This window comes from Paenibacillus sp. JNU01 (genome assembly GCF_059130585.1).
This window is the reverse complement of sequence record NZ_CP169723.1, coordinates 4,151,343-4,176,801: the sequence shown is the minus strand read 5'-3', so window position 1 is coordinate 4,176,801 and position 25,459 is coordinate 4,151,343. Positions and strand designations below refer to the sequence as shown.

The window sequence follows — 25,459 nt, the reverse complement described above, 5'->3', positions numbered from 1 at the left end:
ATTTCCCGTTCCTTGCTGCCTTGCAGTCCTTGCTTATCGGTAATTTATCCCCGAAGGCTTCCCGCCGATATCTCATTCGATGCCGGAATAACCTGCTGAAGTGCATCACACAAAGCCTGGATTCGTGCGTTTTTCATTCGATAACTTACCCGGTTGGCGATAAGACGGCTGGTGATGTCCAGAATACCTGTCATCTCCACCAATCCGTTCTCGCGCAGCGTCTGACCAGTCTCCACCAGATCGACGATCCGGTCTGCCAGACCAATTAAGGGCGCAAGCTCAATGGAACCATTCAGCTTGATCACCTCAACCTGCTGCCCCTGCTCCCGAAAATACTGTGAAGCGATCCTCGGATACTTCGTTGCAACACGTTGCTGAATGCCTGGCTTCCAGTCGGGAAGTCCAATTACAGACATACGGCACTGGGCGATTCCCAGATTCAACAGTTCGTACACATCCCTATTTTCCTCCAGCAGCACGTCTTTACCAACAATTCCGATATCAGCAACACCGTACTCCACGTACGTTGGAACATCTACTGGCTTCGCCATGATGAATTCCATTCCCGCTTCCGGTACTTCAATGACCAATCTGCGTGTATCATCCACGTCTTCTGGAATATCCAGCCCCGCTTCACGGAACAATTTGGAGGCTTTTTTATAGATTCGGCCCTTCGGCATGGCCACCTTCAGAATATCCGACATCTCAGCGTCCTCCTTCTTCAGATCCGTAAGTAATAACCTGCTCAGCCTGAACGGTTGTTGCTCCAGTAGATACAGCACTTGCTCCAGCCCCGTCTTCAGGAAGAAGGAGTGTCACTACATTTTGTCCCAGACTGCGTAATCTTGCCGCTTCTGTCAGTGCCTCGGCCCGACGTTTCGGGCTATATTGGATAAGTATCGGTTTCTTCTCTTCAATGGTAATACCGTGAACGCCATCAATAATCCGGTTGGTTTTCAGTGCAAACCCTGTAGCTGGCAACGAACGCCCGAATTGTTGTAACAGATTGTCATACCGCCCGCCGCTGCATACCGGAGATCCCAGTTCTGCTGCATATCCTTCAAACGTCATGCCCGTATAATAGGAGAAATCCCCGATCATCGTCAGATCAATCAGTACATGTTCGGATACACCGTACGCTTCCAACACTTCGAATACTGCACACAGATGCGCAATCGACTGTGCTGCTTCAGCGCTTGAACTTAGCTCTACCGCATGTGTGCAGACTTCCTTGCCACCGCGCAGACGCAGAATCGCTTCAAGCTGTTCTTTCAACTTGGGTTCCAGGTTCAATGCTTCGATGGACTGGCGATAGCCGACATAATCACGTCCGAGCAGCCCTTCCTTCAATTGCTCCTGCTCCGTTGTCTGGCCTGGAATCACTTCCTCCAGTAATCCGTTCAGGAATCCCATATGACCCATCGCTATTTTAAAAGAAGATACGCCCGCTGCCTGCAAAGAGGCAATCGCAAGCGCAACAACTTCTGCATCCGCCTCAGGTGAGTCATCTCCAACCAGCTCCACCCCTGTCTGGAAGAACTCCGCCTCGCGTCCAGCTTCCTCTTCAATCGAACGAAATACGTTCGCATGATAGGACAGACGCAGTGGCAATTGCTCATCTTTGAGCATGGACGAAACGACACGTGCAATCGGAGCCGTTAGATCCGATCGGAGCACCAGGGTGGTTCCCCGGCTGTTCAATAATTTAAACAATTTGCGATCCGATGTAGAGCTGGCTACACCTACCGTGTCGTAATATTCAATCGTTGGTGTGATGATCTGACGGTAACCCCAGCGTTCCATACATTCTAGTACATTCCGCTCAATCGTACGCAGCTTGGATACTACATGTGGTGTATAGTCGCGAAATCCGGTCGGTTTTTCAAATCCTTTTGGTTTGGACATTGGTATTATTCACCCCGAGTCAGTAATTTAAGAGTGGTGCTCATTCTATTTCAACAGGATTTATGTAGTGCAAATCCCCATTCTATCTTGTAACCCTGAATCAACGTATTGCTGCACAAGCTTTTAACTATTGGTTTAGTTCAACCTTTATCACGTTTAATTTCTCCAACAATACTTTCACATGGTAAAGTGCTAACAAACTAAAGGATATGGGATATGATAACATGAAATCCGCACTACCGTCAACAATACCGAAGCTTGATTGCCCTTGGATCGGCATCTCGTTTTATATTCGCACCGTTACCCTCACCCATCGGTATTTATATACGAAAAAAGCTGCCATAAGCAGCTTTTTACTTCAACCCATCTTCTTTCATTACGTTGTGGATTTAATGTACACTACCCTGAGAAGAATCATCCGTGTTAAAGACAGTCTCTTCCGTAGAAGCTGCCGCACGGGATAAGTCACGTAGTGGATTACCTCCAACAAAAGCTCCTGGTGCAACATCCTTATGTACGACAGCTCCAGCAGCTACAACCGCTCCATCCCCTATGGTTACCCCAGGCAGAATCGTTGTATTGGCACCAATCAGTACATTTTCCCCGATAATCACCTCACCGAGCCTGTACTCCTTAATGAGATACTCATGAGCGAGAATTGTTGTGTTGTAACCGATGACCGAGTTTTCGCCGACCGTTATTTTCTCCGGAAAAAACACGTCCACCATCACCATCAGGCCAAAGGCCGTGTGTTTTCCCACCTTCATCCCCAGCATTCGGCGATAAATCCAGTTCTTCACCGATAGGATCGGACAGTAACGTGACAACTGGATCCAGATAAAATTACGAATGCCCTTCCACGGACTCACTGTCTTGTAGATATGCCAAAGTGCATTCTGGTCCTCTACCGGATAGCGGGTTACTTTTCTCATGAACGACCCGTTTCAATACGGATGAGTTCTAACAAGTCTCTCATGTCGTGCAACATGTGATCGGGGCCATATCCGTTCAGGATTGTTTCTCCTTTAAGAGACCATGCAACCCCCGCCGAGAGTGCACCCGCATTTTGAGCCGATTGGATATCCACCGGACTATCACCAACCATCAACGTTTTAGCAGGATCTGCACCCAGTTCCGTCATTGCTTTCAACACAGGCTCAGCATGTGGCTTCGGATTCGTCACATCAGTCACGGTCACAATCGTCTTCATATATTTCAGTAGGTCAAAACGTTCCAGCACCTTTAATGTAGATGGACGAATTTTGGTTGTGACCACACCCATCACAATGCCAGCCTGATGCAACGCCTCTACTACCTCAATGACATGTGGAAAAGGTCTAACCATCGCTTCATGATGGATATCATTATAGGCACGATAACCTTTCACGTACTCAGAGACTTCCTCTTGTCCAGAAAAGGTACGCATTTGCTGCTCCAGTGTGCCACCCATATGCGGAATGATCTGTTCTCGTGTCCATGGAGCTGAATGCTCCCATCCCCCCATGACATGCTGGAATGAGCTGATAATCAGCTCATTGGTATCAATAATGGTTCCATCCAGATCGAACAATACCGTGTCAATCATGTTGCATTACTCCTTTTTATCATCAACTTGCTTCGGGTCATCTTTGGCTGGAGGTGTTAACTTACTCTCTTTGCCAACAACTGTTCCCGTATGTTCCATATCATCAGAGGTAACTTTGGACGATACAATCGGATCACTGTAACGAACATCGGCTTTACCTGTCACTCTTCTCACCACTATGAATACAACAGCAACAATAATGATACCAATAGCGAGCAGTTGCGAGATTCTTACGTTGCCATAAGCAGGATCAAGATATCCTTGTTCGAAGCCCATCACAGTCATTGGAGACCACAGCCCGTTCACTAATGAAGCGACCCATTGCGGAGCCTGGAAGCCCAGACTGTCCGTACGCAAAGCTTCAATGAAGAAACGACCGATAGAGTACCAGATGAAATAGGACATGAACAGTTCACCTGAACGCAGGAATTTCTGACGACGCAGAATCAGCAGCAAGATTAGACCAGCAAGACTCCATACTGATTCATACAAAAACGCAGGATGATGGAATACGCCTTCTACGTTCATTTGATTCACAATAAAGTCTGGCAGATGAAGCTTGTCTCTCAAAAATGATTCTTCCACAGGACCGCCATAGGCTTCCTGATTCACAAAGTTCCCCCAACGTCCGATCATCTGTCCAACAATCAGTCCAGGCGCACAGATATCGGCCATACGCCAGAAGTTATAGCCTTTACGACGGAAGAAAATAACTGCACAGATGATTGCACCAATAAGGGCACCATAGATGGCGATACCGCCATTCCATATTTTAAAGACATCCCAGAAATTATCCTTGTAATCTTCCCACTTAAATGCGACATAGTAGATGCGGGCACCAATGATGGCAGAAGGCACACCCAGCAGGACCATGTCCATGAACACTTCCTGTGGGATATTGTAGCGTTTGCCCTCCCGGATCACGAGCAGCAGTCCTATAAGTGCCGCGGCACCAAGAATAAGCCCGTACCAGTGAACCTTTAACGCTCCAATAGAGAACGCAATCGGGTTCAACAGTAATAATGTATCCATTCATTCACACTCCTATTTATTCGATCAATCACACGCATGACGAATGGTTGGCATGCCCTGCGCCTCCAGAGAAGCAGTACACGTCAACCATTTATCTTCATGTCCTTGTATAAAATGTTTCTTAATCCATGTCTTCCATATCTTCCGAGATGGTTGCTGTCAGCTTGTTCGTGAATTGCAGTGCAGCATTAAGACCCATCTGTTTCAGACGATAGTTCATTCCGGCTACTTCAATAATAACCGCCAAGTTCCGTCCCGGACGAACAGGAATCGTAACGAGAGGCACATCGGTATCAATGATACGTGTAGTCTCTTCGTCCAGACCCAGACGATCGTATTGTTTATCCTGCTGCCATGCTTCCAGACGTACAACCAGGGTAATCCGCTTGTTATTCCGAACTGCACCGGCTCCGAATAATGTCATGACGTTGATAATACCGACACCTCGAATTTCGAGCAAGTGGCGGATCAATTCAGGTGCAGTACCGTGAAGCTGAAAATCTGACGTTTGGCGGATCTCTACCGCATCATCGGCAATCAGTCGGTGTCCACGTTTAACCAGTTCAAGTGCTGTTTCACTCTTACCAATACCGCTACTACCTGTAATCAACATCCCAACCCCGTATACATCACACAGTACACCATGAATCGTGGCAGTAGGTGCTAATTTGCCTTCCAAAAATCCGGTAATCCGGCTGGACAGAATTGTTGTTGCCATATTACTGCGCAATACAGCCAGATCCCGTTCTTCACTGATATCAATCAGCTCTTGCGGGACTTCAAGTCCGCGCGTTACAACGATACAAGGCGTCTCTTCCGTACAAAGACGTTGCATACGATCACGCCGCTCTTGCTCGGGTAACATTGCAAAGAAAGCTAACTCCGTTCTTCCAAGTAGCTGTACCCGTTCTTGAGGATGGTATTCAAAATAACCGGCCATTTCCAGACCAGGACGGTTCAGATCATCTACCGTAATGACTCTTTTCAATCCGTGAGATCCAGAAACAACCTCCAACTGAAACTGCTGTACCAATTCGGATACTTTCACTTTTTTCGCCATTTGTCTCTTCCTTTCAGCATTCGCTGTACCTCTATGTAATTCAGATCGTGTATCAGTTCTTTCCATTATTAGCGCATTCACAACATGGGGTACAGAATGCATACCCTTCCAACAGTCGGTTCTCTCAGATATATGAAGACAGACCTTCAAATAATCTTAAATGAATTCCGGGATGAATGCAATCGTAGCCTCCGACAACCATTAGTAAGAAAAAACCTTCTGATCAAGTACCCATTGGGGATACTACATGGATGGTTTAGCGGTTGTTTATCAGGTAATTGTTAATCCTTGCCCCGCTGAATATTATAGAATTCATTAATTTTTTAAAAAAAGCCCCTTCCAGCAATAACGGAAGGGGCTCTCATTACAATGTATAATTGCGTTAACTGTCAGATTCCATCGTCACCGATGAATCCCAGTAATATTAGTCTTGAAGAAGTACGTTCACTTCAGTCTCTTTGTCAAAGATATGAACTTTGTTCATGTCGATGGCCATTTTAACTGTGGAACCATCACGAGTGTTAGAACGTCCATCTACACGTGCGATTGTAGTATCGTTACCTACACCGCTCAAGTAGAGGAGCATTTCGTGACCCAGGTTCTCTGTTACATCTACGTGAGTAGAGAATACAGAGTTCGGGGATGCTTCCAGGAATACTGGCTCTTCGTGAATGTCTTCTGGACGAACACCCAGAATGACTTCTTTGCCAATGTATCCTCTAGATTTCAACACTTGTGCTTTACCTTGCGGGATTTCAACGTCCACGCCTGGAGCTACGAAGTGCAGGTTAGCACCTTGCTCAGCCAGTTTACCCGAGATAAAGTTCATTGTCGGGGAACCGATGAAACCAGCTACGAACAGGTTAGCCGGCAGGTTATACAACTCTTCCGGAGAAGCTGCTTGTTGGATGATACCATCCTTCATAACTACGATCCGGTCACCCATCGTCATTGCTTCGATCTGGTCATGCGTTACGTAGATAACTGTTGTTTCCAAACGTTTAGCCAGTTTAGTGATTTCCGCACGCATCTGACCACGGAGTTTAGCATCCAAGTTGGAGAGAGGCTCATCCATCAAGAAGACTTGTGGATCACGGACAATCGCACGTCCTAGAGCGACACGCTGACGTTGACCACCGGACAATGCCTTAGGTTTACGCTCAAGCAAATGCTCGATATCCAGGATTTTAGCTGCTTCACGTACACGTTTGTCGATCTCGTCTTTTTTAACCTTACGCAATTTCAAACCAAACGCCATGTTTTGATATACGCTCATATGCGGATACAAGGCATAGGATTGGAATACCATCGCGATATCGCGGTCTTTAGGTGCAACATCATTAACGACACGGTCACCGATATAGAGTTTACCTTCAGAAATTTCCTCAAGGCCTGCGATCATACGCAGTGTTGTTGATTTACCACAACCGGACGGACCTACCAATACCAGAAATTCTTTATCTTTAATGTCCAGGTTAATGTCAACTACAGTTGCTTTATCAGAACCCGGGTATTTTTTGAAAATATGCTCTAAACGTACTCCAGCCATGATTGTTGCCTCCTCAGAGATCATTTTGTAATCGAATACAATTTGTATTTTTATATTACCCTATCTGTATGAGGTTTGACTATTCGCAAACTGCACAAAAATATCAATGCTTTTTCGTCACTTTGTACATAAGCAGCAAAAACTGCACTAGAACAGCACTTTCGAAGTGCCTCACATCGTATCCAATCTCCTGTTTGATCTTGTCCAGACGATAAACCAACGTATTACGATGAATGAAAAGCCGTTTGGCTGTCTCGCTCACATTACAGTCCAGGCTAAAAAAGGTTTCTAACGTAGCAAGAGTCTCACTATCATTTAAGATTACCGTGTCCTTGCCTGTTTCCTGTATAAATCGTATCCGTTGTTCATCTGGAATACTCGCTACCAACCGTTCGAGATGCAGATCCCATGGGAGATGAATATGCTGCGTAACATGGAATGCTCTCCCCAATTGCACACTTTCTTTAAGAAGCGCTGTAACTGATACTAATTGTTCTGCGGGTATGCACGGCAGGGATGCAGACAGATGGAACACTCCAGCCCACTCACTGGCAACCAGTTCATGTAACCCAAGGCAAAAAGCGTTCAGTGAATCCTTTTGGGCATCCGGTGTATCTTCCTCGGCTTCTTCTGTAACAATTTCTTTATCACCCATGAAAACCCACTCTTGCTCCCCCAAAGGAATCAATACAATCTCCTCGCCAAAATAACTCTCAAGCAGCTTGTTGAGTTCCTTGGATCGTAAACGATGTGCATCCGGCGTGTCTCCTTGCAGCAAGAACAGAATTTTCTCAGTATTCAAATCTGCAGGTACCACAAAGCGATCAGGAACCGTTTCAGATTCCTGCTTGGTTGGTTCTTCGATCTGCTCTCTAAGCCAGAGACCCAATTCAGTCAAATACTGCTCCCTATCATTCTCATATACAACAGGCTGTGTCTCATCGGGTAATTCTGTGTTGGAACGGATCAAAAGCTCAATAAATCTCCGTCTCTCCACAGTGATGGATCTTGCAGCGCATCCCCAACATACCACGGTCTCTTCTTTCTCATTCATCCGAACCTTAAAAAATATGCGCTCTCCCGTATTCAGACTGATCACATCGGATGAGCTTGGAGATGTAGTTTGTTCAGATAGCTCCAGACTTTCACCTTTATCACCATAGGTCTCTGAATTTTCATGAAGACCCACCAGATTCGTAACGGATTGCGTCCATTCCTCTATTGTAATTTCATATTCGTCCAAAGTTGTGCCTATAATGACTTCAATTTGCTGTTTTAGATCAGGTATGAACTTCATATAATGAACGTCACCACTCTGCATGTTTTCTATTAGTTTATCATATCTTGCAAAGCATTAATAAATATCCATAATCCGTTAAAAGTACATAACAAAAAAGAGCGACTAATCAAATTAATGATTAATCACTCTTTTTTTAAAGATGAGTCATGAAGGGCTCGAACCTTCGACACCCTGATTAAAAGTCAGGTGCTCTACCAACTGAGCTAATGACTCATAAAACTGGTGGAGGATGATGGATTCGAACCACCGAACCCGTACGGGAGCAGATTTACAGTCTGATGCGTTTGGCCACTTCGCTAATCCTCCAGGGATTAAAGGTGGCTCGGGACGGAATCGAACCGCCGACACGAGGATTTTCAGTCCTCTGCTCTACCGACTGAGCTACCGAGCCATATTTAATTTTTAGGATTAATGGCGGAACCGACGGGATTCGAACCCGCGATCTCCTGCGTGACAGGCAGGCATGTTAGGCCAACTACACCACGGTTCCAGGCATTAATGGTGCCGGCGAGAGGACTTGAACCCCCAACCTACTGATTACAAGTCAGTTGCTCTACCAGTTGAGCTACACCGGCGTATATGGTGGAGGCTGAGGGGATCGAACCCCCGACCCTCTGCTTGTAAGGCAGATGCTCTCCCAGCTGAGCTAAGCCTCCTGGGTAATATGGTAGCGGCGGAGGGGATCGAACCCCCGACCTTACGGGTATGAACCGTACGCTCTAGCCAGCTGAGCTACACCGCCATATTAGTTGTGTCTTGATTGCTTGTCCATCTTAAGGTAAAGATGGCGGAGAGAGAGGGATTCGAACCCTCGCACCGCTTACGCAGTCTAACCCCTTAGCAGAGGGTCCCCTTATAGCCACTTGGGTATCTCTCCAAATAACAATCTTCAACATCATTCAAGGATTGCTCCCTGAAAACTAGATTCGAAACGAAACATGCGAATTACAACTTGCATATTTGGATAAGCCCTCGACCGATTAGTACTGGTCAGCTCCATGCATTGCTGCACTTCCACCCCCAGCCTATCTACCTCGTCGTCTTCAAGGGGTCTTACATACTGGGAAATCTCATCTTGAGGGGGGCTTCACGCTTAGATGCTTTCAGCGTTTATCCCGTCCGTACATAGCTACCCAGCGGTGCTCCTGGCGGAACAACTGGTACACCAGCGGTACGTCCATCCCGGTCCTCTCGTACTAAGGACAGCTCCTCTCAAATTTCCTACGCCCACGACAGATAGGGACCGAACTGTCTCACGACGTTCTGAACCCAGCTCGCGTACCGCTTTAATGGGCGAACAGCCCAACCCTTGGGACCTACTTCAGCCCCAGGATGCGATGAGCCGACATCGAGGTGCCAAACCTCCCCGTCGATGTGGACTCTTGGGGGAGATAAGCCTGTTATCCCCAGGGTAGCTTTTATCCGTTGAGCGATGGCCCTTCCATGCGGTACCACCGGATCACTAAGCCCGACTTTCGTCCCTGCTCGACTTGTAGGTCTCGCAGTCAAGCTCCCTTATGCCTTTGCACTCTTCGAATGATTTCCAACCATTCTGAGGGAACCTTTGGGCGCCTCCGTTACTCTTTAGGAGGCGACCGCCCCAGTCAAACTGCCCACCTGACACTGTCCCCGCACCGGATTACGGTACCAGGTTAGAACCTAGATACGATCAGGGTGGTATCCCAACGTTGCCTCCACGCAAGCTGGCGCTCACGTTTCAAAGGCTCCCACCTATCCTGTACAGATCGTACCCAAATTCAATATCAAGCTGCAGTAAAGCTCCATGGGGTCTTTCCGTCTTGTCGCGGGTAACCTGCATCTTCACAGGTATTAAAATTTCACCGGATCTCTCGTTGAGACAGCGCCCAAGTCGTTACGCCATTCGTGCGGGTCAGAATTTACCTGACAAGGAATTTCGCTACCTTAGGACCGTTATAGTTACGGCCGCCGTTTACTGGGGCTTCGGTTCACAGCTTCGGATTGCTCCTAACCACTCCCCTTAACCTTCCAGCACCGGGCAGGCGTCAGCCCGTATACTTCGCCTTACGGCTTCGCACAGACCTGTGTTTTTGCTAAACAGTCGCTTGGGCCTTTTCACTGCGGCCCCCTCGTGCTATTCACACTACCGGGGCACCCCTTCTCCCGAAGTTACGGGGTCATTTTGCCGAGTTCCTTAACGAGAGTTCTTCCGCGCGCCTTAGAATACTCTTCTCGCCTACCTGTGTCGGTTTGCGGTACGGGCACCTTCACCTGGCTAGAGGCTTTTCTTGGCAGTGTGAGATCATGACCTTCGCTACTACAATTTTCGCTCCCCATCACAGCTCAGCCTTAATGATGTGCGGATTTGCCTACACATCAGCCTCACTGCTTAGACGGACATCCATCAGTCCGCGTCACTACCCTACTGCGTCCCCCCATTGCTCATAACGGCTTACGGTGGTACAGGAATTTCGACCTGTTGTCCTTCGACTACGCCTTTCGGCCTCGCCTTAGGTCCCGACTTACCCTGAGCGGACGAGCCTTCCTCAGGAACCCTTAGGCTTTCGGCGGATCAGATTCTCACTGATCTTTTCGTTACTCATACCGGCATTCTCACTTGTATAATGTCCAGCGCTCCTTACGGTACACCTTCAACCCTTATACAACGCTCCCCTACCCCTGATGCAAAGCATCAAGCCATAGCTTCGGTGGTGTGTTTAGCCCCGTTACATTTTCGGCGCAGAGTCACTCGACCAGTGAGCTATTACGCACTCTTTCAATGGTGGCTGCTTCTAAGCCAACATCCTGGTTGTCTGTGCAACTCCACATCCTTTCCCACTTAACACACACTTGGGGACCTTAGCTGATGGTCTGGGCTGTTTCCCTTTTGACAATGGATCTTAGCACTCACTGTCTGACTCCCGGAAGTAAGTCTATGGCATTCGGAGTTTGACTGAGCTTGGTAACCCTTGCGGGCCCCGCACCCAATCAGTGCTCTACCTCCACGACTCTGTTTTCCGAGGCTAGCCCTAAAGCTATTTCGGGGAGAACCAGCTATCTCCGAGTTCGATTGGAATTTCTCCGCTACCCCCACCTCATCCCCGCACTTTTCAACGTGCGTGGGTTCGGGCCTCCAGTGCGTGTTACCGCACCTTCACCCTGGACAGGGGTAGATCACCCGGTTTCGGGTCTACGTCCACGTACTATGTCGCCCTATTCAGACTCGCTTTCGCTGCGGCTCCGGCTCTTCACCTTAACCTTGCACGGGAACGTAACTCGCCGGTTCATTCTACAAAAGGCACGCCATCACCCCTAAAACGGGCTCTGACTTTTTGTAAGCACACGGTTTCAGGTTCTATTTCACTCCCCTTCCGGGGTGCTTTTCACCTTTCCCTCACGGTACTGCTTCACTATCGGTCGCTAGGAAGTATTTAGCCTTGGCAGATGGTCCTGCCGGATTCATACGGGGTTTCACGTGCCCCGCACTACTCGGGATCCGTCTCGGAGAGAATCAACTTTCAATTACAGGGCTTTTACCTTCTTTGGCGGGCCTTTCCAGACCTCTTCGTTTAACTGACTCCTTTGTAACTCCATGTGAGACGTCCCACAACCCCAAAGAGCAAGCTCTCTGGTTTGGGCTTCTCCGCGTTCGCTCGCCGCTACTGACGGAATCACTATTGTTTTCTCTTCCTCAGGGTACTTAGATGTTTCAGTTCCCCTGGTATGCCTCTACATAACCTATGTATTCAGTTATGAGTAACTGGAAATTACCCCAGCTGGGTTTCCCCATTCGGACACCCCCGGATCAAAGCTTGCTTACAGCTCCCCGAGGCAGTTTCGTTGTTCGCCACGTCCTTCATCGGCTCCTAGCGCCTAGGCATCCTCCGTGTGCTCTTAGTAGCTTAACCTCGTGCTCCGGTATTGGCTGCTCGCTTCCCTTGTTTTGCTTACGCAAAGCCAAAAGTCGCTCCCACCCAAAACCATCGTACGTGCAATCTACCGTTTTTATTGAAACTTGTTATACACAAGTTCAGCTAAAAAGGAATGTTCTAATTCGCATTCACTTTCGTTTCGATATCTAGTTTTCAAAGAACAAACTTGTAAAACATTTTTGGTGGAGCCAAGCGGGATCGAACCGCTGACCTCCTGCTTGCAAGGCAGGCGCTCTCCCAGCTGAGCTATGGCCCCATATAAAGTTTTAAAGGTATAGATGGTGGGCCCTGGTGGACTCGAACCACCGGCCTCACCCTTATCAGAGGTGCGCTCTAACCAACTGAGCTAAGGGCCCACATTATATATACTTTTTTTGAACCCAGAATGGGTTACGCTTGGCGGCGTTCTACTCTCCCAGGACCCTGCGGTCCAAGTACCATTGACGCTGAAGGGCTTAACGGTCGTGTTCGGGATGGGAACGTGTGGAACCCCTTCGCTATCGCCACCAAACGTTTGAGAGTTTGAGCTCTCAAAACTGAGCAACGAGTGAGTAACTAGCCGACCTGGCTAGATTTTGTATTTGAATGTTTCCGCTACGGGAAACGATTCTCCATAGAAAGGAGGTGATCCAGCCGCACCTTCCGATACGGCTACCTTGTTACGACTTCACCCCAATCATCTATCCCACCTTCGGCGGCTGGCTCCTTGCGGTTACCCCACCGACTTCGGGTGTTATAAACTCTCGTGGTGTGACGGGCGGTGTGTACAAGACCCGGGAACGTATTCACCGCGGCATGCTGATCCGCGATTACTAGCAATTCCGACTTCATGCAGGCGAGTTGCAGCCTGCAATCCGAACTGAGACCGGCTTTTTAGGATTCGTTCCACCTCGCGGCTTCACAGCCCGTTGTACCGGCCATTGTAGTACGTGTGTAGCCCAGGTCATAAGGGGCATGATGATTTGACGTCATCCCCACCTTCCTCCGGTTTGTCACCGGCAGTCACCTTAGAGTGCCCATCCGAAATGCTGGCAACTAAGATCAAGGGTTGCGCTCGTTGCGGGACTTAACCCAACATCTCACGACACGAGCTGACGACAACCATGCACCACCTGTCTAGCATGTCCCGAAGGAAAGGACTATCTCTAGCCCGGTCATGCTGATGTCAAGACCTGGTAAGGTTCTTCGCGTTGCTTCGAATTAAACCACATACTCCACTGCTTGTGCGGGTCCCCGTCAATTCCTTTGAGTTTCAGTCTTGCGACCGTACTCCCCAGGCGGAGTGCTTAATGTGTTAACTTCGGCACCAAGGGTATCGAAACCCCTAACACCTAGCACTCATCGTTTACGGCGTGGACTACCAGGGTATCTAATCCTGTTTGCTCCCCACGCTTTCGCGCCTCAGCGTCAGTTACAGCCCAGAGAGTCGCCTTCGCCACTGGTGTTCCTCCACATATCTACGCATTTCACCGCTACACGTGGAATTCCACTCTCCTCTTCTGCACTCAAGTCACCCAGTTTCCAGTGCGATCCGGGGTTGAGCCCCGGGATTAAACACCAGACTTAAATGACCGCCTGCGCGCGCTTTACGCCCAATAATTCCGGACAACGCTTGCCCCCTACGTATTACCGCGGCTGCTGGCACGTAGTTAGCCGGGGCTTTCTTCTCAGGTACCGTCACCTTGAGAGCAGTTACTCTCCCAAGCGTTCTTCCCTGGCAACAGAGCTTTACGATCCGAAAACCTTCATCACTCACGCGGCATTGCTCCGTCAGGCTTTCGCCCATTGCGGAAGATTCCCTACTGCTGCCTCCCGTAGGAGTCTGGGCCGTGTCTCAGTCCCAGTGTGGCCGATCACCCTCTCAGGTCGGCTACGCATCGTCGCCTTGGTGAGCCGTTACCCCACCAACTAGCTAATGCGCCGCAGGCCCATCCCCAAGTGACAGATTGCTCCGTCTTTCCAGTTTCCTTCAGGCGAAGGAAACAACTATTCGGTATTAGCTACCGTTTCCGGTAGTTGTCCCAAACTTGAGGGCAGGTTGCCTACGTGTTACTCACCCGTCCGCCGCTAAGTATCAAAGAAGCAAGCTTCTTATCAACTCCGCTCGACTTGCATGTATTAGGCATGCCGCCAGCGTTCGTCCTGAGCCAGGATCAAACTCTCCAATAAAGTATTGAAAAGAGCGATAAGCTCATTTTGAATCTGACGAGATTAAAAATCTCATTTGTGCTCTAGTCGATTCAAGCCAAGGCTTGTTTCAAACTTTCGCGTTCATTCTGCAAGCAGAATGTTTACTCACTCGTTGTTCAGTTTTCAAAGATCAAACTTGTTTTTTTGTCACCATTTTCTCTCAGCGGCGACTTTTATAATATATCATACTTCGTTCGTTTTGGTCAAGTGTTTTTTTGAAATTCTTTTTCGAAGCTCGTAATGAACTTCTTCATTTCATCGAAAGCATGTAACCAAGCAAGCAAAGCAACGAGATATAATGTACCATATAAATATCCTGGGAGTCAACTATCCAAACAAAGAAAATTTCAACCCTAATAATAGGCCCACACCCGGCAATCCCAAAACAGTCACTGTCCCTATCGTTGCAGGGTTCAACGGGATGTAGGTTCCTATAATCCAGCCGGAATAATTCACGATGTATATCCCTACTGCAGCAAGCACCAGATGGATTCCAAATGACGTAAATACCGACAACCCTATCCGCTTTCTGAATAAAACCACAATAAGTCCCAGTAAAGATACAACTAGTACGCTCCCCAGTATAATACTCTTCATATGGTACACCTCCATGTTTAATGTAATCTCAGCTCTATATACTCAATCCTCGCTGTGATGCAACATCATCATTAGCTCTGGCTCGCTTTGCTCTTCTCAAATGAATCTGGTACTTTCGCTCAGCTGCCTCCAATACATAGATGGCATAATCAATCTCATCCTGCCCCTGCGCATCTTCAAACTGTCTCATAGCCCGTTCCCACTCCTGCTTAGCCGTCTGTACATCTGCATAGATCTGATCCTCCTCAAGCTCCTTCAACATTCTGTTCTGTTTCTCTATTGAGTTCCGTGTATTTCGCCACAAAAACATAAACTCTCCTCCTCCTGATCAGCACAGCATATTCTCATACTTATCAAGGAAAGGACAAACTTAGAACTTGAGCATTTATTTTCTCCACAAAAAAAGAGAGCCCTAGGGCTCTCTTTGCTCATCGAAACTTATTTAGCTTCCGAAGTTTCCAAGGAAGTTCATTGTTTAATTCAACCTGAAAACACTAACGCATCTCTCTGCGCCCTTCTAACGCCTTGGAAAGGGTCACTTCATCCGCATATTCAAGATCGCCACCTACAGGCAATCCATGCGCAATCCGGGTCACACTGATCTCAAACGGACGTACTAAACGGGAGATGTACATCGCTGTAGCCTCACCCTCAATATTGGGGTTTGTCGCCAAGATGATCTCTTTAATACGTTCATCACTTAATCGAATCAGGAGTTCCTTCAAACGAATATCATCTGGTCCAATTCCCTCCATAGGTGAGATCGCACCCTGTAACACATGATAGTATCCATCGAATTCCTTGGTGCGCTCCATGGCCACCAGATCTTTCGAATCCTGAACTACACAGATTACAGAGACATCCCTGGACTTATCCTGACAGATGCGACACGGGTCGGTATCGGTAATATTACAACACACAGAACAGTAATGAAGATTACGCTTCACACTTACGAGTGCTTTGGCAAAATCAATAACGTCATCTTCCTTCATGTTAAGCACATGAAAAGCTAAACGAGCTGCCGTCTTGGGGCCAACACCCGGCAATCGAGTGAAGGCATCAATCAGCTTGGCTATTGGTTCGGGATAATACAATCGATTGTGTCTCCTTTGACAGGATCAATTTTTAATTAAAATAATCCCGGAATATTCATGCCGCCAGTGAACTTGCCCATATCCTTGTTGGCAATTTCATCAGCTTTGGCCATTGCATCATTAACAGCTGTCATAACGAGATCCTGCAACATTTCAACATCTTCCGGATCTACCGCTTCAGGTTTGATCGTGATAGCAAGCAATTTCTTGTGTCCGTTAACTTCAGCCGTCACTACACCGCCACCGGATGTACCTTGGACTGTTTTGTCCGCCAATTCCTCTTGTGCTTTCAGCATTTGCTCCTGCATTTTCTTCACTTGTTTCATCATTTGGTTCATGTTGTTCATAATTGTTCATCTCCTTTGTTATGGTTATCGCGCTATGCGCATTATTCTTTGATCACTACAAGGTCCTCACCAAAGAGTTGAATGGCTTCATCTATCCAAGGCTGTTTACTGCTTGAACCACCGTCTTCATGCTCGGGTTCAAGCTTAAAGTCCTCCTTTGGCGTTTCAGAAGCTCCCTCCGTTGCTCCGGTCCAATCTTTGAGCATCATCGTCACCAATCGCGCAGGACGCCCAAGCTGCTCGGACAACACCCGCTCAATGACTTCACGGTTAGCCTGCTTCTCCGTTGTTTCACGGTGAATGTTGTTTTTAAAAGCAACCAACACATTGTCCTCAAGCAATGATACCGGCTCACCATCCACGAACCAGGCGTGAACGGTAACCCTCTCTTCCTTCACCCTTTGCAGGATCTGACTCCATTTTTTGCTGATCTCTGCGAACTCAGGGGCTCCCTTGCGCGCAACATACTGATCCAACTGTGCAGGAAGCTTCGCAGGCGAGTTCCCTCTCGATACAGGAGCTCTTGTTGCCGGACGCGACGGAGCGCTCGATGCAACTTCTCCACCAGACAACCCACTCTTTAGTGCACGATCCAACTTCTTCTCCAACTCAGCAAGCTGCTGCTTCAAGCGATTGATCTCTCCCCCATCAGCAGGTGCTGCATGAGCTGAAGCTCCCACCTGAACAGAAACCTCGCCTTGAGCTGGAATACTACACAGTTTAAGCAATGCAACTTCAAATAATGTCTGTGGTTGTACTGCATACTTCATTTCACTCTGGTACCGATTAAGAGTATCAATCATGTGGAACAGTTGTTCCCTGGTAAATGACTCTGCCATATCACGGAAAGATTCCGGATTAAGTACCCGGTCCGTCAGTTTATCTGCATCAGGTACCATCTTAATCATAAGCAAATCGCGGAAATAATACAGCAAATTCTCCATGCACTTGTCTGCGCTCTTTCCTTCATGCATGAAACCTTCAATCATCTGCAGAATATGACCAACATCACCCTTGAGTAGCGAAGCAGCCAGTTTGGCAAATTGTTCTGAAGCAATTCCACCCGTCATGTCCATGACCTGCTGGTACGTTACTCGCCCATCTGTAAATGAAGAGATCTGATCCAGCACACTGAGTGCATCCCTCATTCCACCGTCTGATAAACGGGCAATGTATTGGAGCGCATCCTGGTCCGCTTCCATACCTTCCTGTTCACAGATCAAGGTAAGTCTTGCTGTCTGCTCTTCCAGGGAAACCCGACGAAAATCAAATCGCTGACAGCGCGATATAATTGTTGCCGGAAGGCGGTGTGGTTCTGTTGTTGCCAAAATAAACATCACATGTGGCGGTGGCTCTTCCAATGTTTTGAGCAAAGCATTGAATGCCTCCGTCGTCAGCATGTGCACTTCATCAATAATATAGACTTTCTGCCGGACTTCGGTTGGCGCATATTTAACCTTTTCCCGAAGATCACGGATTTCTTCAACGCCCCGATTGGATGCAGCATCAATCTCCTGCACATCCATCACAGCGCCAGTCGTAATCCTGCGGCAAGCTTCACACTCGTTACAAGGTTCAGGCGCAGGCCCACGTTCGCAGTTCACAGCTTTGGCCAAAATCTTGGCGGCACTTGTCTTCCCCGTTCCTCTGGGCCCGCTAAATAAGTAGGCATGGGAAGTCCGCTGTTCACGAATCGCGTTCTGCAAGGTCTGAATAATATGCTGTTGCCCCACCATATCTTGAAACGACTGGGGACGCCAAGCCCGGTATAACGCGATATGCTCCATGATGCGTTACCTTCCTTCCACTTCGCATTCGAGTCCTTTGTCGTTCCCCCATTATACTATATTCCAGGGTGAATCCAAACTTTATCTGACTCATTCATGCGTGGTTTTTTAAGACATATCAAAAAGACCCCTGCATACATACAACTGCAAAGGTCTCTACATTTAAATGGTAAGCCGTGCACCTGCTATCGATATTTGCGATCCAAGTGGCACCCCTGAACAATAGCTCGGGCTAGGCAACCCTCCGGCACAAGAGTGATCTCACTTATGGCTGCTTCCTTCCGGACCTGACCAGGTTCATGAGTACTCATTGCGGAGGACCCAACCGTCAACACCACGTTTAGGGACCAAACCTCACATCGGCAAAACCTCTAGCAGGAATTCAACCTCGCTATAGCGGATTGCGAGTTACAGGGCACCGCTACCTCCCCATCTAGCACGGTAAGAAATAGTATAACGTAAGGTCATCCAAATTGCAACTAGAGGAAAGGAAAGCAGAAGCAACTATGCTTACATATAACATATAAAAACCCCTGCCAGATCAGCAGGGGTGTGTTGGATGCAATTAGCAGACAACTCCAAGAATTGTCCTATTAGATTCCGTATTTCTTCTTGAAACGATCAACACGGCCGCCAGCATCGATAAACTTCTGTTTACCTGTGAAGAACGGGTGGCACGCGGAGCAAATCTCTACACGAAGTCCGTCTTTAACCGAACCTGTCTCAAAAGTATTCCCGCAAGCGCAAGATACTTGACCAATCGTGTATTTAGGATGAATTGCTTCTTTCATTACCTTTCACCTCTTTCCGCCCTGAGCCTCAAGCGGACCCAGAGTAAATGGCACAACTCTGAGATTATAACACGGCCTTGTGCCTGTTGCAATCCATTATTGTTAAGAGGTAATCAACCGTTTGGGACGTGCCATTCCAGCTGGTGGAACATGGGTATACGATCCGATCACAACATCAGGCAACTCGTCTTCAAAGATCTCAATCATCTGCTTCATGCCCAAGATATCTCCTTGAGCAGGAGGGATTAATTCCAGATAACTCTCCGGATCAATATTGAGGTTACGCATCTGAATCAAGCGTAGATCGGTTCTTCTCGCAAACTCAATCATCGCCTCAATCTCTTCTTCACGATCCGTTACACCCGGGAAGATCAAATAGTTAATCGAGGTGTATACACCCTGCTGCGCCGCATATTTCATCGACTTTTCAACATTGGCTAAGGTATAACCACGTGGTTTATAGTAGGCGTTATAATGGTCATCCAGTGCGCTGATTGTACTTACGCGCATCAGATCCAATCCAGCATCCACAATACCTCTAATATGATCGTTCAGACCGGCATTGGTATTAATGTTGATATACCCCATGTCCGTTACAGAACGCACTTCGCGAATCGCTTCAATAATCAACTTGGCCTGCGTGGAAGGCTCCCCTTCACAACCTTGTCCAAAGCTAATGATGGACTCTGGCGTCTTCAGGTGTTCCAGCATAACCTCCACAATCTCATCCACACGTGGTCGGAAGTTCATACGTGTCTGCGGGGAAACAAAGCCGCTATCATCCGGTTGCTCGGAGATACACCCGAAACAACCTGCATTGCAAGAATAGGATACTGGCACTCCACCTTCCCAACGATTCAGGAACGTGTTCGATGAAGTCAGACATTCATATCCAAGCGCACAGTTGGATAGATGGGTGTAGAGACGGTTCTCGGGGTATTGCTCTGTCAATCGTTTAACGCCAGAACGCACATCGTCACGGTCACAGTTGAGCGGATTCCACTTGTCAGGACTATCCGACTTCGAAGCGGTGACATAAAAACCGCCATCTTTCCAGACTACTGCGGAATAACCAAACAACGGCAACTTATACTCCTTATCCGTCTTCACATATCCAGGGAGACACAAACGAGTAAATCCTTGCGGAAGCAAAGCACCTACAGCCTGTGTGTCCGTTGGCATTGGCAGCATCTCACCAGTGTCCGGATCCATACCAATGGGCCGGGTGCTCGGGAGTCCAACCAACGTCGCACCCTCTGGCAAAGGGATAAGTTCGTCTTCCATAATCTCCACGATCATATCTCCACTGCGGGCAAGCCCGTACAGGGAAGGATGATCAAATACATTACCTTTTTCATCTGCGTATACTAAATACATGATGTTCTCCTCACATCTAATGGGTTAAACCTAACGACGGGTATATTGTAACATTCACAGCAGTGCTGCAAAAAGAAAATGATTAGTCGAACGACACTTACGTCGATGTACCTGACGTAGCTGTCTGTCTAGATGAGCGACGGGTAGTTGTTGTCCCGGAATTGCTTGTCGGGCTATTACCAGCCGAATCAAATGCCGCCAAAAACTCTGCATTTGTCTTGCTGTTACGAAGTTTCTTCAGGAATCCTTCGACAAAGTCATGGGAATCATTCATGTTTTTACGAATCGCCCAGATTGTATCCAACTCTTCCTTGCTAAGCAATACTTCTTCACGACGTGTGCCTGAACGACGAATGTCGATTGCCGGGAATATGCGGCGCTCTGCCAGACGACGGTCCAGATGAAGCTCCATATTACCTGTACCCTTAAATTCTTCATAAATGACGTCATCCATACGCGATCCGGTATCAATCAATGCAGTTGCCAGGATGGTCAAGCTTCCGCCTTCTTCCACATTCCGGGCAGAACCGAAGAAACGTTTCGGACGATGAAATGCAGCCGGATCAATACCACCACTAAGTGTACGACCGGATGGTGGAATAACCAGGTTATATGCACGGGCAAGACGCGTAATGCTATCCAGCAGGATAACAACATCCTTTTTGGCCTCGACGAGACGAAGCGCACGCTCAAGTACCAATTCCGCCACTTTAATATGATTCTCAGGCAGTTCATCAAATGTCGAAGCCACAACTTCCCCTTTTACCGAACGCGACATATCCGTTACTTCCTCTGGACGTTCATCAATCAACAGGACAAACAGTTCAATTTCAGGATTGTTAGTTGAGATGCTGTTGGCAATTTCTTTGAGGAGAAGCGTTTTACCCGCTTTGGGAGGTGCTACGATCAATCCGCGCTGTCCCAATCCTACCGGGGCGAGCACATCCATAATTCGTGTGGACAAATGGTTGGGGGATGTTTCGAGAACCAGTTTTTTCTGCGGATACAGTGGGGTTAGTGCCGGGAAGTGAAGTCGCTCTGCAGCCGCCGATGGATTCTCACCATTTACAGCGTTGACTTGCAACAAACCGAAGTATCTCTCGTTTTCCTTAGGCGTTCTACATTTACCTGATACGAGGTCACCTGTTCTTAGGTCAAACTTGCGAATCTGAGAAGCTGAGATGTAGATGTCTTCCGTACTTGGCAAGTAGTTAATCGGCCGAAGAAATCCGTAACCTTCAGGTAAAATCTCGAGTACGCCTTGCATGAACATCAGACCGCTCTGTTCGGCTTGTGCGCGCAGTATAGCAAAGATTAATTCTTTCTTTTTTAACGTACCATAGTAAGGTATCTGATATTTTTTGGCCAGTTTGTAGAGGTCCGTTAGTTTCATTTCTTCCAAATCGGAAATTTGTAGATCCATATAATAACCACCTATTCAATTAATAAGTCCGTGTGAAATGGATAGTTTCGCTAGATGTTCCGGCTATAGAGCGCAGCATCTGCCACAATCTCTTCTGTCCATTGTACGGAATGTAACCGTTATAATGCAAATACTTGTCTTTGAGTGTAAGTTTCCGGGTGGGATGGCCAACATTCGGCATGATCCGCTATTGAGTGAACGATGCATTGAGGCGATCAATCCGGATAGACCGGCTATGGAGCGCAGTTCAAACAAAACCGGGGGTTGGGGATGAGAAATGATGTTCTTACAGCCATATGAAGTTTAATTCAAAAAAAGACCCTCCGGTAAAGGAAACAGTAACATTTCGTCTTATGCCGGAGAGACTGAGAACTCTATTAAAACAGGTTTACCTAATCACCGAAAAGATATGCAGTTCAGTTAAAATAAACATGTGTAGGACTGAATCATGCATCATGCTTCCTATTAATTAATCCGTTTCCCGCCATACATCTGCACCGAGCAAACGAAGATTAGTCACCAGATGATCATAACCACGGTCAATATATTCAACCCCAGTTACTTCAGTCACACCTTCACTGACGGTGAGACCTGCAATCACCAGCGCTGCACCAGCGCGAAGATCGGATGCTTTTACTTTGGCCGCGTTTAATGCACTGCCTTCAATAATCGCTGACCGTCCTTCTACTCGAATCTTTGCGCCCATCCGTACCAACTCAGGCACATGCTTGAACCGATTGCTGTATACAAAGTCGCTCAGGACACTTACACCGGTTGCCTGTGTTAATACACTGGTCATTGGTGACTGAAGATCCGTCGGAAAACCAGGATAAACCAGCGCCTTCACGTCAACATGATTATAGTTCGGTTTGCCAATAACACGTATACTTTCATCCAATTCCTCAATGCCAACACCCATCTCCAACAGCTTTGCCGTTAAAGCTTCCAGATGTTTGGGAATCACATTGTCAATCAGAACATCTCCACGCGTCGCCGCTGCAGCGATCATATACGTTCCCGCTTGTATACGGTCCGGAATGATGGAATGACGGCAGCCTTTCAGCTCCGAGACCCCTTCAATACGGATCGTTTCGGTACCTGCACCCTTGATGCTGGCACCCATGGAATTCAGAAGTGTTGCTACATCTATAATCTCAGGCTCTTTAGCCGCGTTTTCGATAATTGTAGAGCCTTTGGCACGAGTAGCCGCCAGCATAATATTAATGGTTGCGCCCACACTGCTTACATCAAGATAAATTTTTGCGCCGCGAAGCTCTTTGGCATGCAAATGAATGGAGCCATGTTCGTTCGTTACGGTTGCGCCAAGCGCTTCAAAACCTTTGATATGTTGATCAATTGGACGAGGCTCAAAATTACAGCCCCCTGGTAAACCTATCGTTGCTTCTTTGAAACGTCCCAGTAATGCACCCATCATATAATACGAAGCGCGAAGCTTCTTCACGGGACCATTCGGCATAGGAATGGATTTGATCTCAGAAGGGTCAATTTTCATCTGACTGCCTTCCCAAGTTACACGTGCTCCGAGTTCCTCCAAAATTTCTGCATAAACCGCCACATCACTCAAAAGCGGCAGGTTGTCCAACACGACTTCTGACTCGGCAAGCAATGCTGCAGGAATAAGCGCAATGGCGCTGTTCTTGGCGCCGCTTATAGTTACAGTTCCCTGTAACGGACGTCCGCCACTAATCATCAATTTTTCCATAAAGCTTAATGTCCCCCTACGTGTTTTGCAGCCGATGAACGGCAATACGTGCTGTTGGCTTCCGATGTAGAAATAAGGTGTGAAAATGGAAAGACACCGGCTAGGCGGTGTTCTTCCATTTCACAGTATGGAACTGGCAAAGATAAATTACGCTTTGTTGTTGGAACCAAACTCGCGAATTTTACCTTTAACGGTTTCTTTGATTGCATCACGGCCTGGTACGATGAATGTACGTGGATCGTAAGCATCTGGTTTAGCTGCAAGCACTTCACGAACCACTTTCGAGAAAGCAATTTGGTTCTCTGTGTTTACGTTAATTTTGGATGTACCCAGGGAAATGGCTTTGTCGATGTCGTGTTTAGGAATACCTGTACCACCGTGCAATACGAGTGGAACTTGTACCGCGTCACGAACTTCTTCCATCTCTTTGAAGCCCAGGTTAGGCTCGCCATGGTAAGGACCGTGTACGGAACCAAGAGCCGGTGCCAATGTGTCGATACCTGTTTCTTTAACGATACGGATACACTCGTTCAGGTCAGCGTACATGATTCCGCCGATAACGTCGTCTTCTTGTCCGCCTACAGTACCTACTTCAGCTTCTACAGAAACGCCTTTAGCGTGTGCATATTCAACAACTTTTTTAGTCATTTCGATATTTTCATCGATAGAGTGGTGGGAACCGTCGATCATAACGGATGTAAATCCAGCATCGATCGCTTCTTTACACTTGTCGAAGCTTGAACCGTGGTCCAAGTGGATCGCAACTGGTACGGAGATTTTCATGTCGTGAATGAGTCCTTCTACCATTTTAACTACAGTGTAGAAGCCGCCCATGTGACGTGCTGCGCCTTCGGATACACCCAGGATTACTGGGGATTTTTCTTCTTCAGCTGCACCAAGAATCGCTTGAGTCCACTCAAGGTTATTGATGTTGTATTGACCAACTGCATATTTTCCTTCAAGTGCTTTGTTCAACATGTCTGTCATAGATACTAATGGCATGGTTTCAATCCTCCTAGGGGTTTGGGTTGTGTCTATGGTTTTTAGCCGAAATCACATACGGCCTTATTATACCACATCCCATGTCAAATACTAAACAAGCATTTGCAAAAATGCTGTGCTTTGCAGCACAGTTTTCATAGACACCGCTTTATAACTTTCCCATTTCCAATATTCCCCGGATAAAGCGGTGAAATACCCCATTCTCCCCACCAAGTACCATCTATATTGTCCGCATACAAAAAAATCCTGTATCAACAGGATTCAACTGCATTTATTGACAGTACCATTGCGAAGCTGCATATTCACAGCCACTCGCATCTCGTCGATATCAAACGGTTTCGTGAAGTGCATGAGCGCTCCGAGATCCGTAGCTTCCTTAATCATGTCCAGTTCACCATAAGCGGTCATCATGATCACTTTGATCCCCGGATCAATTTCTTTAATATGCTTCAGGATTTCCAGACCGTCCATCCCGGGAATCTTCATATCGAGCAATACCAGGTCAGGCTTGTCATTATTTACAATCTCCAGAGCAACCTTGCCGTTGGGTGCTTGAAAGGTGTTATACCCTTCACTGCTGAACACTTCCATTAATAGGATTCGGATTCCGTTCTGGTCATCAACAATCAAAACTTTTTTATCTTCCACTCTGTAACCCCCTAGAATTAGGAAAGCATATACGTCTTTGAATCTGGATAACTATCCCATAGTCGTCATGATAGATATTCTACCTCTTCCATTAAAATCCTGCTACTTTCACAAAATGACAAAAAGCATTTCAGCCTG

General features: G+C 47.4%; 19 protein-coding genes, 10 tRNA genes, 3 rRNA genes and 1 other RNA gene. All 33 read right to left on the bottom strand.

What is annotated here, in order from left to right; translation table 11 throughout:
• Nucleotides 1-44 precede the first annotated feature (44 nt).
• The 33 genes from hisG to NLBNIHML_RS18020 all read right to left on the bottom strand — a co-directional run bounded on the left by hisG (nt 45) and on the right by NLBNIHML_RS18020 (nt 25,321).
• Entirely contained in the window at nt 45-704 is a 660-nt protein-coding gene (gene hisG / locus NLBNIHML_RS18180) for an ATP phosphoribosyltransferase (protein ID WP_062837770.1), read from the bottom strand.
• 1 nt (nt 705) lies between these two features.
• A complete protein-coding gene (locus NLBNIHML_RS18175; protein ID WP_339258226.1) occupies nt 706-1,905 on the bottom strand; it encodes an ATP phosphoribosyltransferase regulatory subunit in 1,200 nt (399 codons plus the stop codon).
• A gap of 389 nt (nt 1,906-2,294) precedes the next feature.
• Entirely contained in the window at nt 2,295-2,837 is a 543-nt protein-coding gene (locus NLBNIHML_RS18170; protein WP_339258225.1) for an acyltransferase, read from the bottom strand.
• On the bottom strand, nt 2,834-3,490 hold the full coding sequence (ppaX, locus tag NLBNIHML_RS18165) for a pyrophosphatase PpaX (protein WP_339238995.1): 657 nt from the start codon (nt 3,488-3,490) through the stop codon (nt 2,834-2,836). The genes NLBNIHML_RS18170 and ppaX overlap by 4 nt, the downstream gene beginning before the upstream one ends.
• A gap of 6 nt (nt 3,491-3,496) precedes the next feature.
• Nucleotides 3,497-4,522 carry a prolipoprotein diacylglyceryl transferase gene (lgt, locus tag NLBNIHML_RS18160; protein WP_339258223.1) on the bottom strand — a complete coding sequence of 342 codons (1,026 nt, stop codon included), beginning with the start codon at nt 4,520-4,522 and terminating at the stop codon, nt 3,497-3,499.
• 121 nt (nt 4,523-4,643) lie between these two features.
• Entirely contained in the window at nt 4,644-5,582 is a 939-nt protein-coding gene (hprK, locus tag NLBNIHML_RS18155; protein ID WP_091011999.1) for an HPr(Ser) kinase/phosphatase, read from the bottom strand.
• A gap of 424 nt (nt 5,583-6,006) precedes the next feature.
• The gene (locus tag NLBNIHML_RS18150; protein ID WP_062837775.1) at nt 6,007-7,131 is read right to left on the bottom strand and encodes an ABC transporter ATP-binding protein; all 1,125 of its coding nucleotides are present in this window, start codon (nt 7,129-7,131) and stop codon (nt 6,007-6,009) included.
• 103 nt (nt 7,132-7,234) lie between these two features.
• On the bottom strand, nt 7,235-8,428 hold the full coding sequence (locus tag NLBNIHML_RS18145) for a PucR family transcriptional regulator (protein WP_339258221.1): 1,194 nt from the start codon (nt 8,426-8,428) through the stop codon (nt 7,235-7,237).
• Between the two features lie 143 nt (nt 8,429-8,571).
• A tRNA-Lys gene (locus tag NLBNIHML_RS18140) sits at nt 8,572-8,644 on the bottom strand.
• Nucleotides 8,645-8,651: 7 nt separating this feature from the next.
• Nucleotides 8,652-8,737 (bottom strand) — tRNA-Tyr (locus NLBNIHML_RS18135).
• Nucleotides 8,738-8,749: 12 nt separating this feature from the next.
• Nucleotides 8,750-8,822, bottom strand: a tRNA-Phe gene (locus NLBNIHML_RS18130).
• Between the two features lie 21 nt (nt 8,823-8,843).
• Nucleotides 8,844-8,921 (bottom strand) — tRNA-Asp (locus NLBNIHML_RS18125).
• Nucleotides 8,922-8,930: 9 nt separating this feature from the next.
• Nucleotides 8,931-9,006: transfer RNA gene (locus tag NLBNIHML_RS18120), tRNA-Thr, on the bottom strand.
• A 5-nt stretch (nt 9,007-9,011) separates the two neighbouring features.
• Nucleotides 9,012-9,087: transfer RNA gene (locus tag NLBNIHML_RS18115), tRNA-Val, on the bottom strand.
• A 9-nt stretch (nt 9,088-9,096) separates the two neighbouring features.
• Nucleotides 9,097-9,173, bottom strand: a tRNA-Met gene (locus NLBNIHML_RS18110).
• 43 nt (nt 9,174-9,216) lie between these two features.
• Nucleotides 9,217-9,308: transfer RNA gene (locus NLBNIHML_RS18105), tRNA-Ser, on the bottom strand.
• An 83-nt stretch (nt 9,309-9,391) separates the two neighbouring features.
• Nucleotides 9,392-12,318, bottom strand: a 23S ribosomal RNA gene (locus NLBNIHML_RS18100).
• A 204-nt stretch (nt 12,319-12,522) separates the two neighbouring features.
• Nucleotides 12,523-12,598, bottom strand: a tRNA-Ala gene (locus tag NLBNIHML_RS18095).
• Between the two features lie 23 nt (nt 12,599-12,621).
• Nucleotides 12,622-12,698: transfer RNA gene (locus NLBNIHML_RS18090), tRNA-Ile, on the bottom strand.
• Between the two features lie 38 nt (nt 12,699-12,736).
• Nucleotides 12,737-12,853 (bottom strand): 5S ribosomal RNA (gene rrf / locus NLBNIHML_RS18085).
• 106 nt (nt 12,854-12,959) lie between these two features.
• A 16S ribosomal RNA gene (locus tag NLBNIHML_RS18080) occupies nt 12,960-14,511 on the bottom strand.
• Together the 16S, 23S and 5S rRNA genes with 10 tRNA genes alongside form the textbook arrangement of a ribosomal RNA operon.
• A 348-nt stretch (nt 14,512-14,859) precedes the next feature.
• Nucleotides 14,860-15,129, bottom strand: a complete 270-nt coding sequence (locus NLBNIHML_RS18075) for a pro-sigmaK processing inhibitor BofA family protein (RefSeq protein WP_339238991.1) — start codon at nt 15,127-15,129, stop codon at nt 14,860-14,862.
• 34 nt (nt 15,130-15,163) lie between these two features.
• Complete coding sequence (locus NLBNIHML_RS18070; RefSeq protein WP_472475282.1) at nt 15,164-15,439, bottom strand: DUF2508 family protein; 276 nt, start codon at nt 15,437-15,439, stop codon at nt 15,164-15,166.
• A 184-nt stretch (nt 15,440-15,623) separates the two neighbouring features.
• Complete coding sequence (recR, locus tag NLBNIHML_RS18065; RefSeq protein ID WP_062838113.1) at nt 15,624-16,223, bottom strand: recombination mediator RecR; 600 nt, start codon at nt 16,221-16,223, stop codon at nt 15,624-15,626.
• A 35-nt stretch (nt 16,224-16,258) separates the two neighbouring features.
• Nucleotides 16,259-16,570 carry a YbaB/EbfC family nucleoid-associated protein gene (locus NLBNIHML_RS18060; RefSeq protein WP_036607248.1) on the bottom strand — a complete coding sequence of 104 codons (312 nt, stop codon included), beginning with the start codon at nt 16,568-16,570 and terminating at the stop codon, nt 16,259-16,261.
• Nucleotides 16,571-16,611: 41 nt separating this feature from the next.
• On the bottom strand, nt 16,612-18,357 hold the full coding sequence (gene dnaX, locus NLBNIHML_RS18055) for a DNA polymerase III subunit gamma/tau (RefSeq protein WP_472475285.1): 1,746 nt from the start codon (nt 18,355-18,357) through the stop codon (nt 16,612-16,614).
• Between the two features lie 174 nt (nt 18,358-18,531).
• An RNA gene (gene ffs, locus NLBNIHML_RS18050) (signal recognition particle sRNA large type) lies at nt 18,532-18,799 on the bottom strand.
• A gap of 151 nt (nt 18,800-18,950) precedes the next feature.
• Entirely contained in the window at nt 18,951-19,148 is a 198-nt protein-coding gene (gene rpmE, locus NLBNIHML_RS18045) for a 50S ribosomal protein L31 (RefSeq protein ID WP_056698168.1), read from the bottom strand.
• A 102-nt stretch (nt 19,149-19,250) separates the two neighbouring features.
• Nucleotides 19,251-20,525 (bottom strand): radical SAM family protein, encoded by a 1,275-nt coding sequence (locus NLBNIHML_RS18040; protein WP_339238988.1) that lies wholly within the window; start codon nt 20,523-20,525, stop codon nt 19,251-19,253.
• A gap of 97 nt (nt 20,526-20,622) precedes the next feature.
• A complete protein-coding gene (gene rho / locus NLBNIHML_RS18035; protein WP_472475288.1) occupies nt 20,623-21,948 on the bottom strand; it encodes a transcription termination factor Rho in 1,326 nt (441 codons plus the stop codon).
• Nucleotides 21,949-22,417: 469 nt separating this feature from the next.
• Nucleotides 22,418-23,671 (bottom strand): UDP-N-acetylglucosamine 1-carboxyvinyltransferase, encoded by a 1,254-nt coding sequence (murA, locus tag NLBNIHML_RS18030; protein ID WP_339238987.1) that lies wholly within the window; start codon nt 23,669-23,671, stop codon nt 22,418-22,420.
• Between the two features lie 147 nt (nt 23,672-23,818).
• On the bottom strand, nt 23,819-24,673 hold the full coding sequence (gene fba / locus NLBNIHML_RS18025; RefSeq protein ID WP_091039193.1) for a class II fructose-1,6-bisphosphate aldolase: 855 nt from the start codon (nt 24,671-24,673) through the stop codon (nt 23,819-23,821).
• A gap of 261 nt (nt 24,674-24,934) precedes the next feature.
• Nucleotides 24,935-25,321 (bottom strand): response regulator, encoded by a 387-nt coding sequence (locus NLBNIHML_RS18020; RefSeq protein ID WP_339238986.1) that lies wholly within the window; start codon nt 25,319-25,321, stop codon nt 24,935-24,937.
• Between the last annotated feature and the right edge of the window lie 138 nt (nt 25,322-25,459).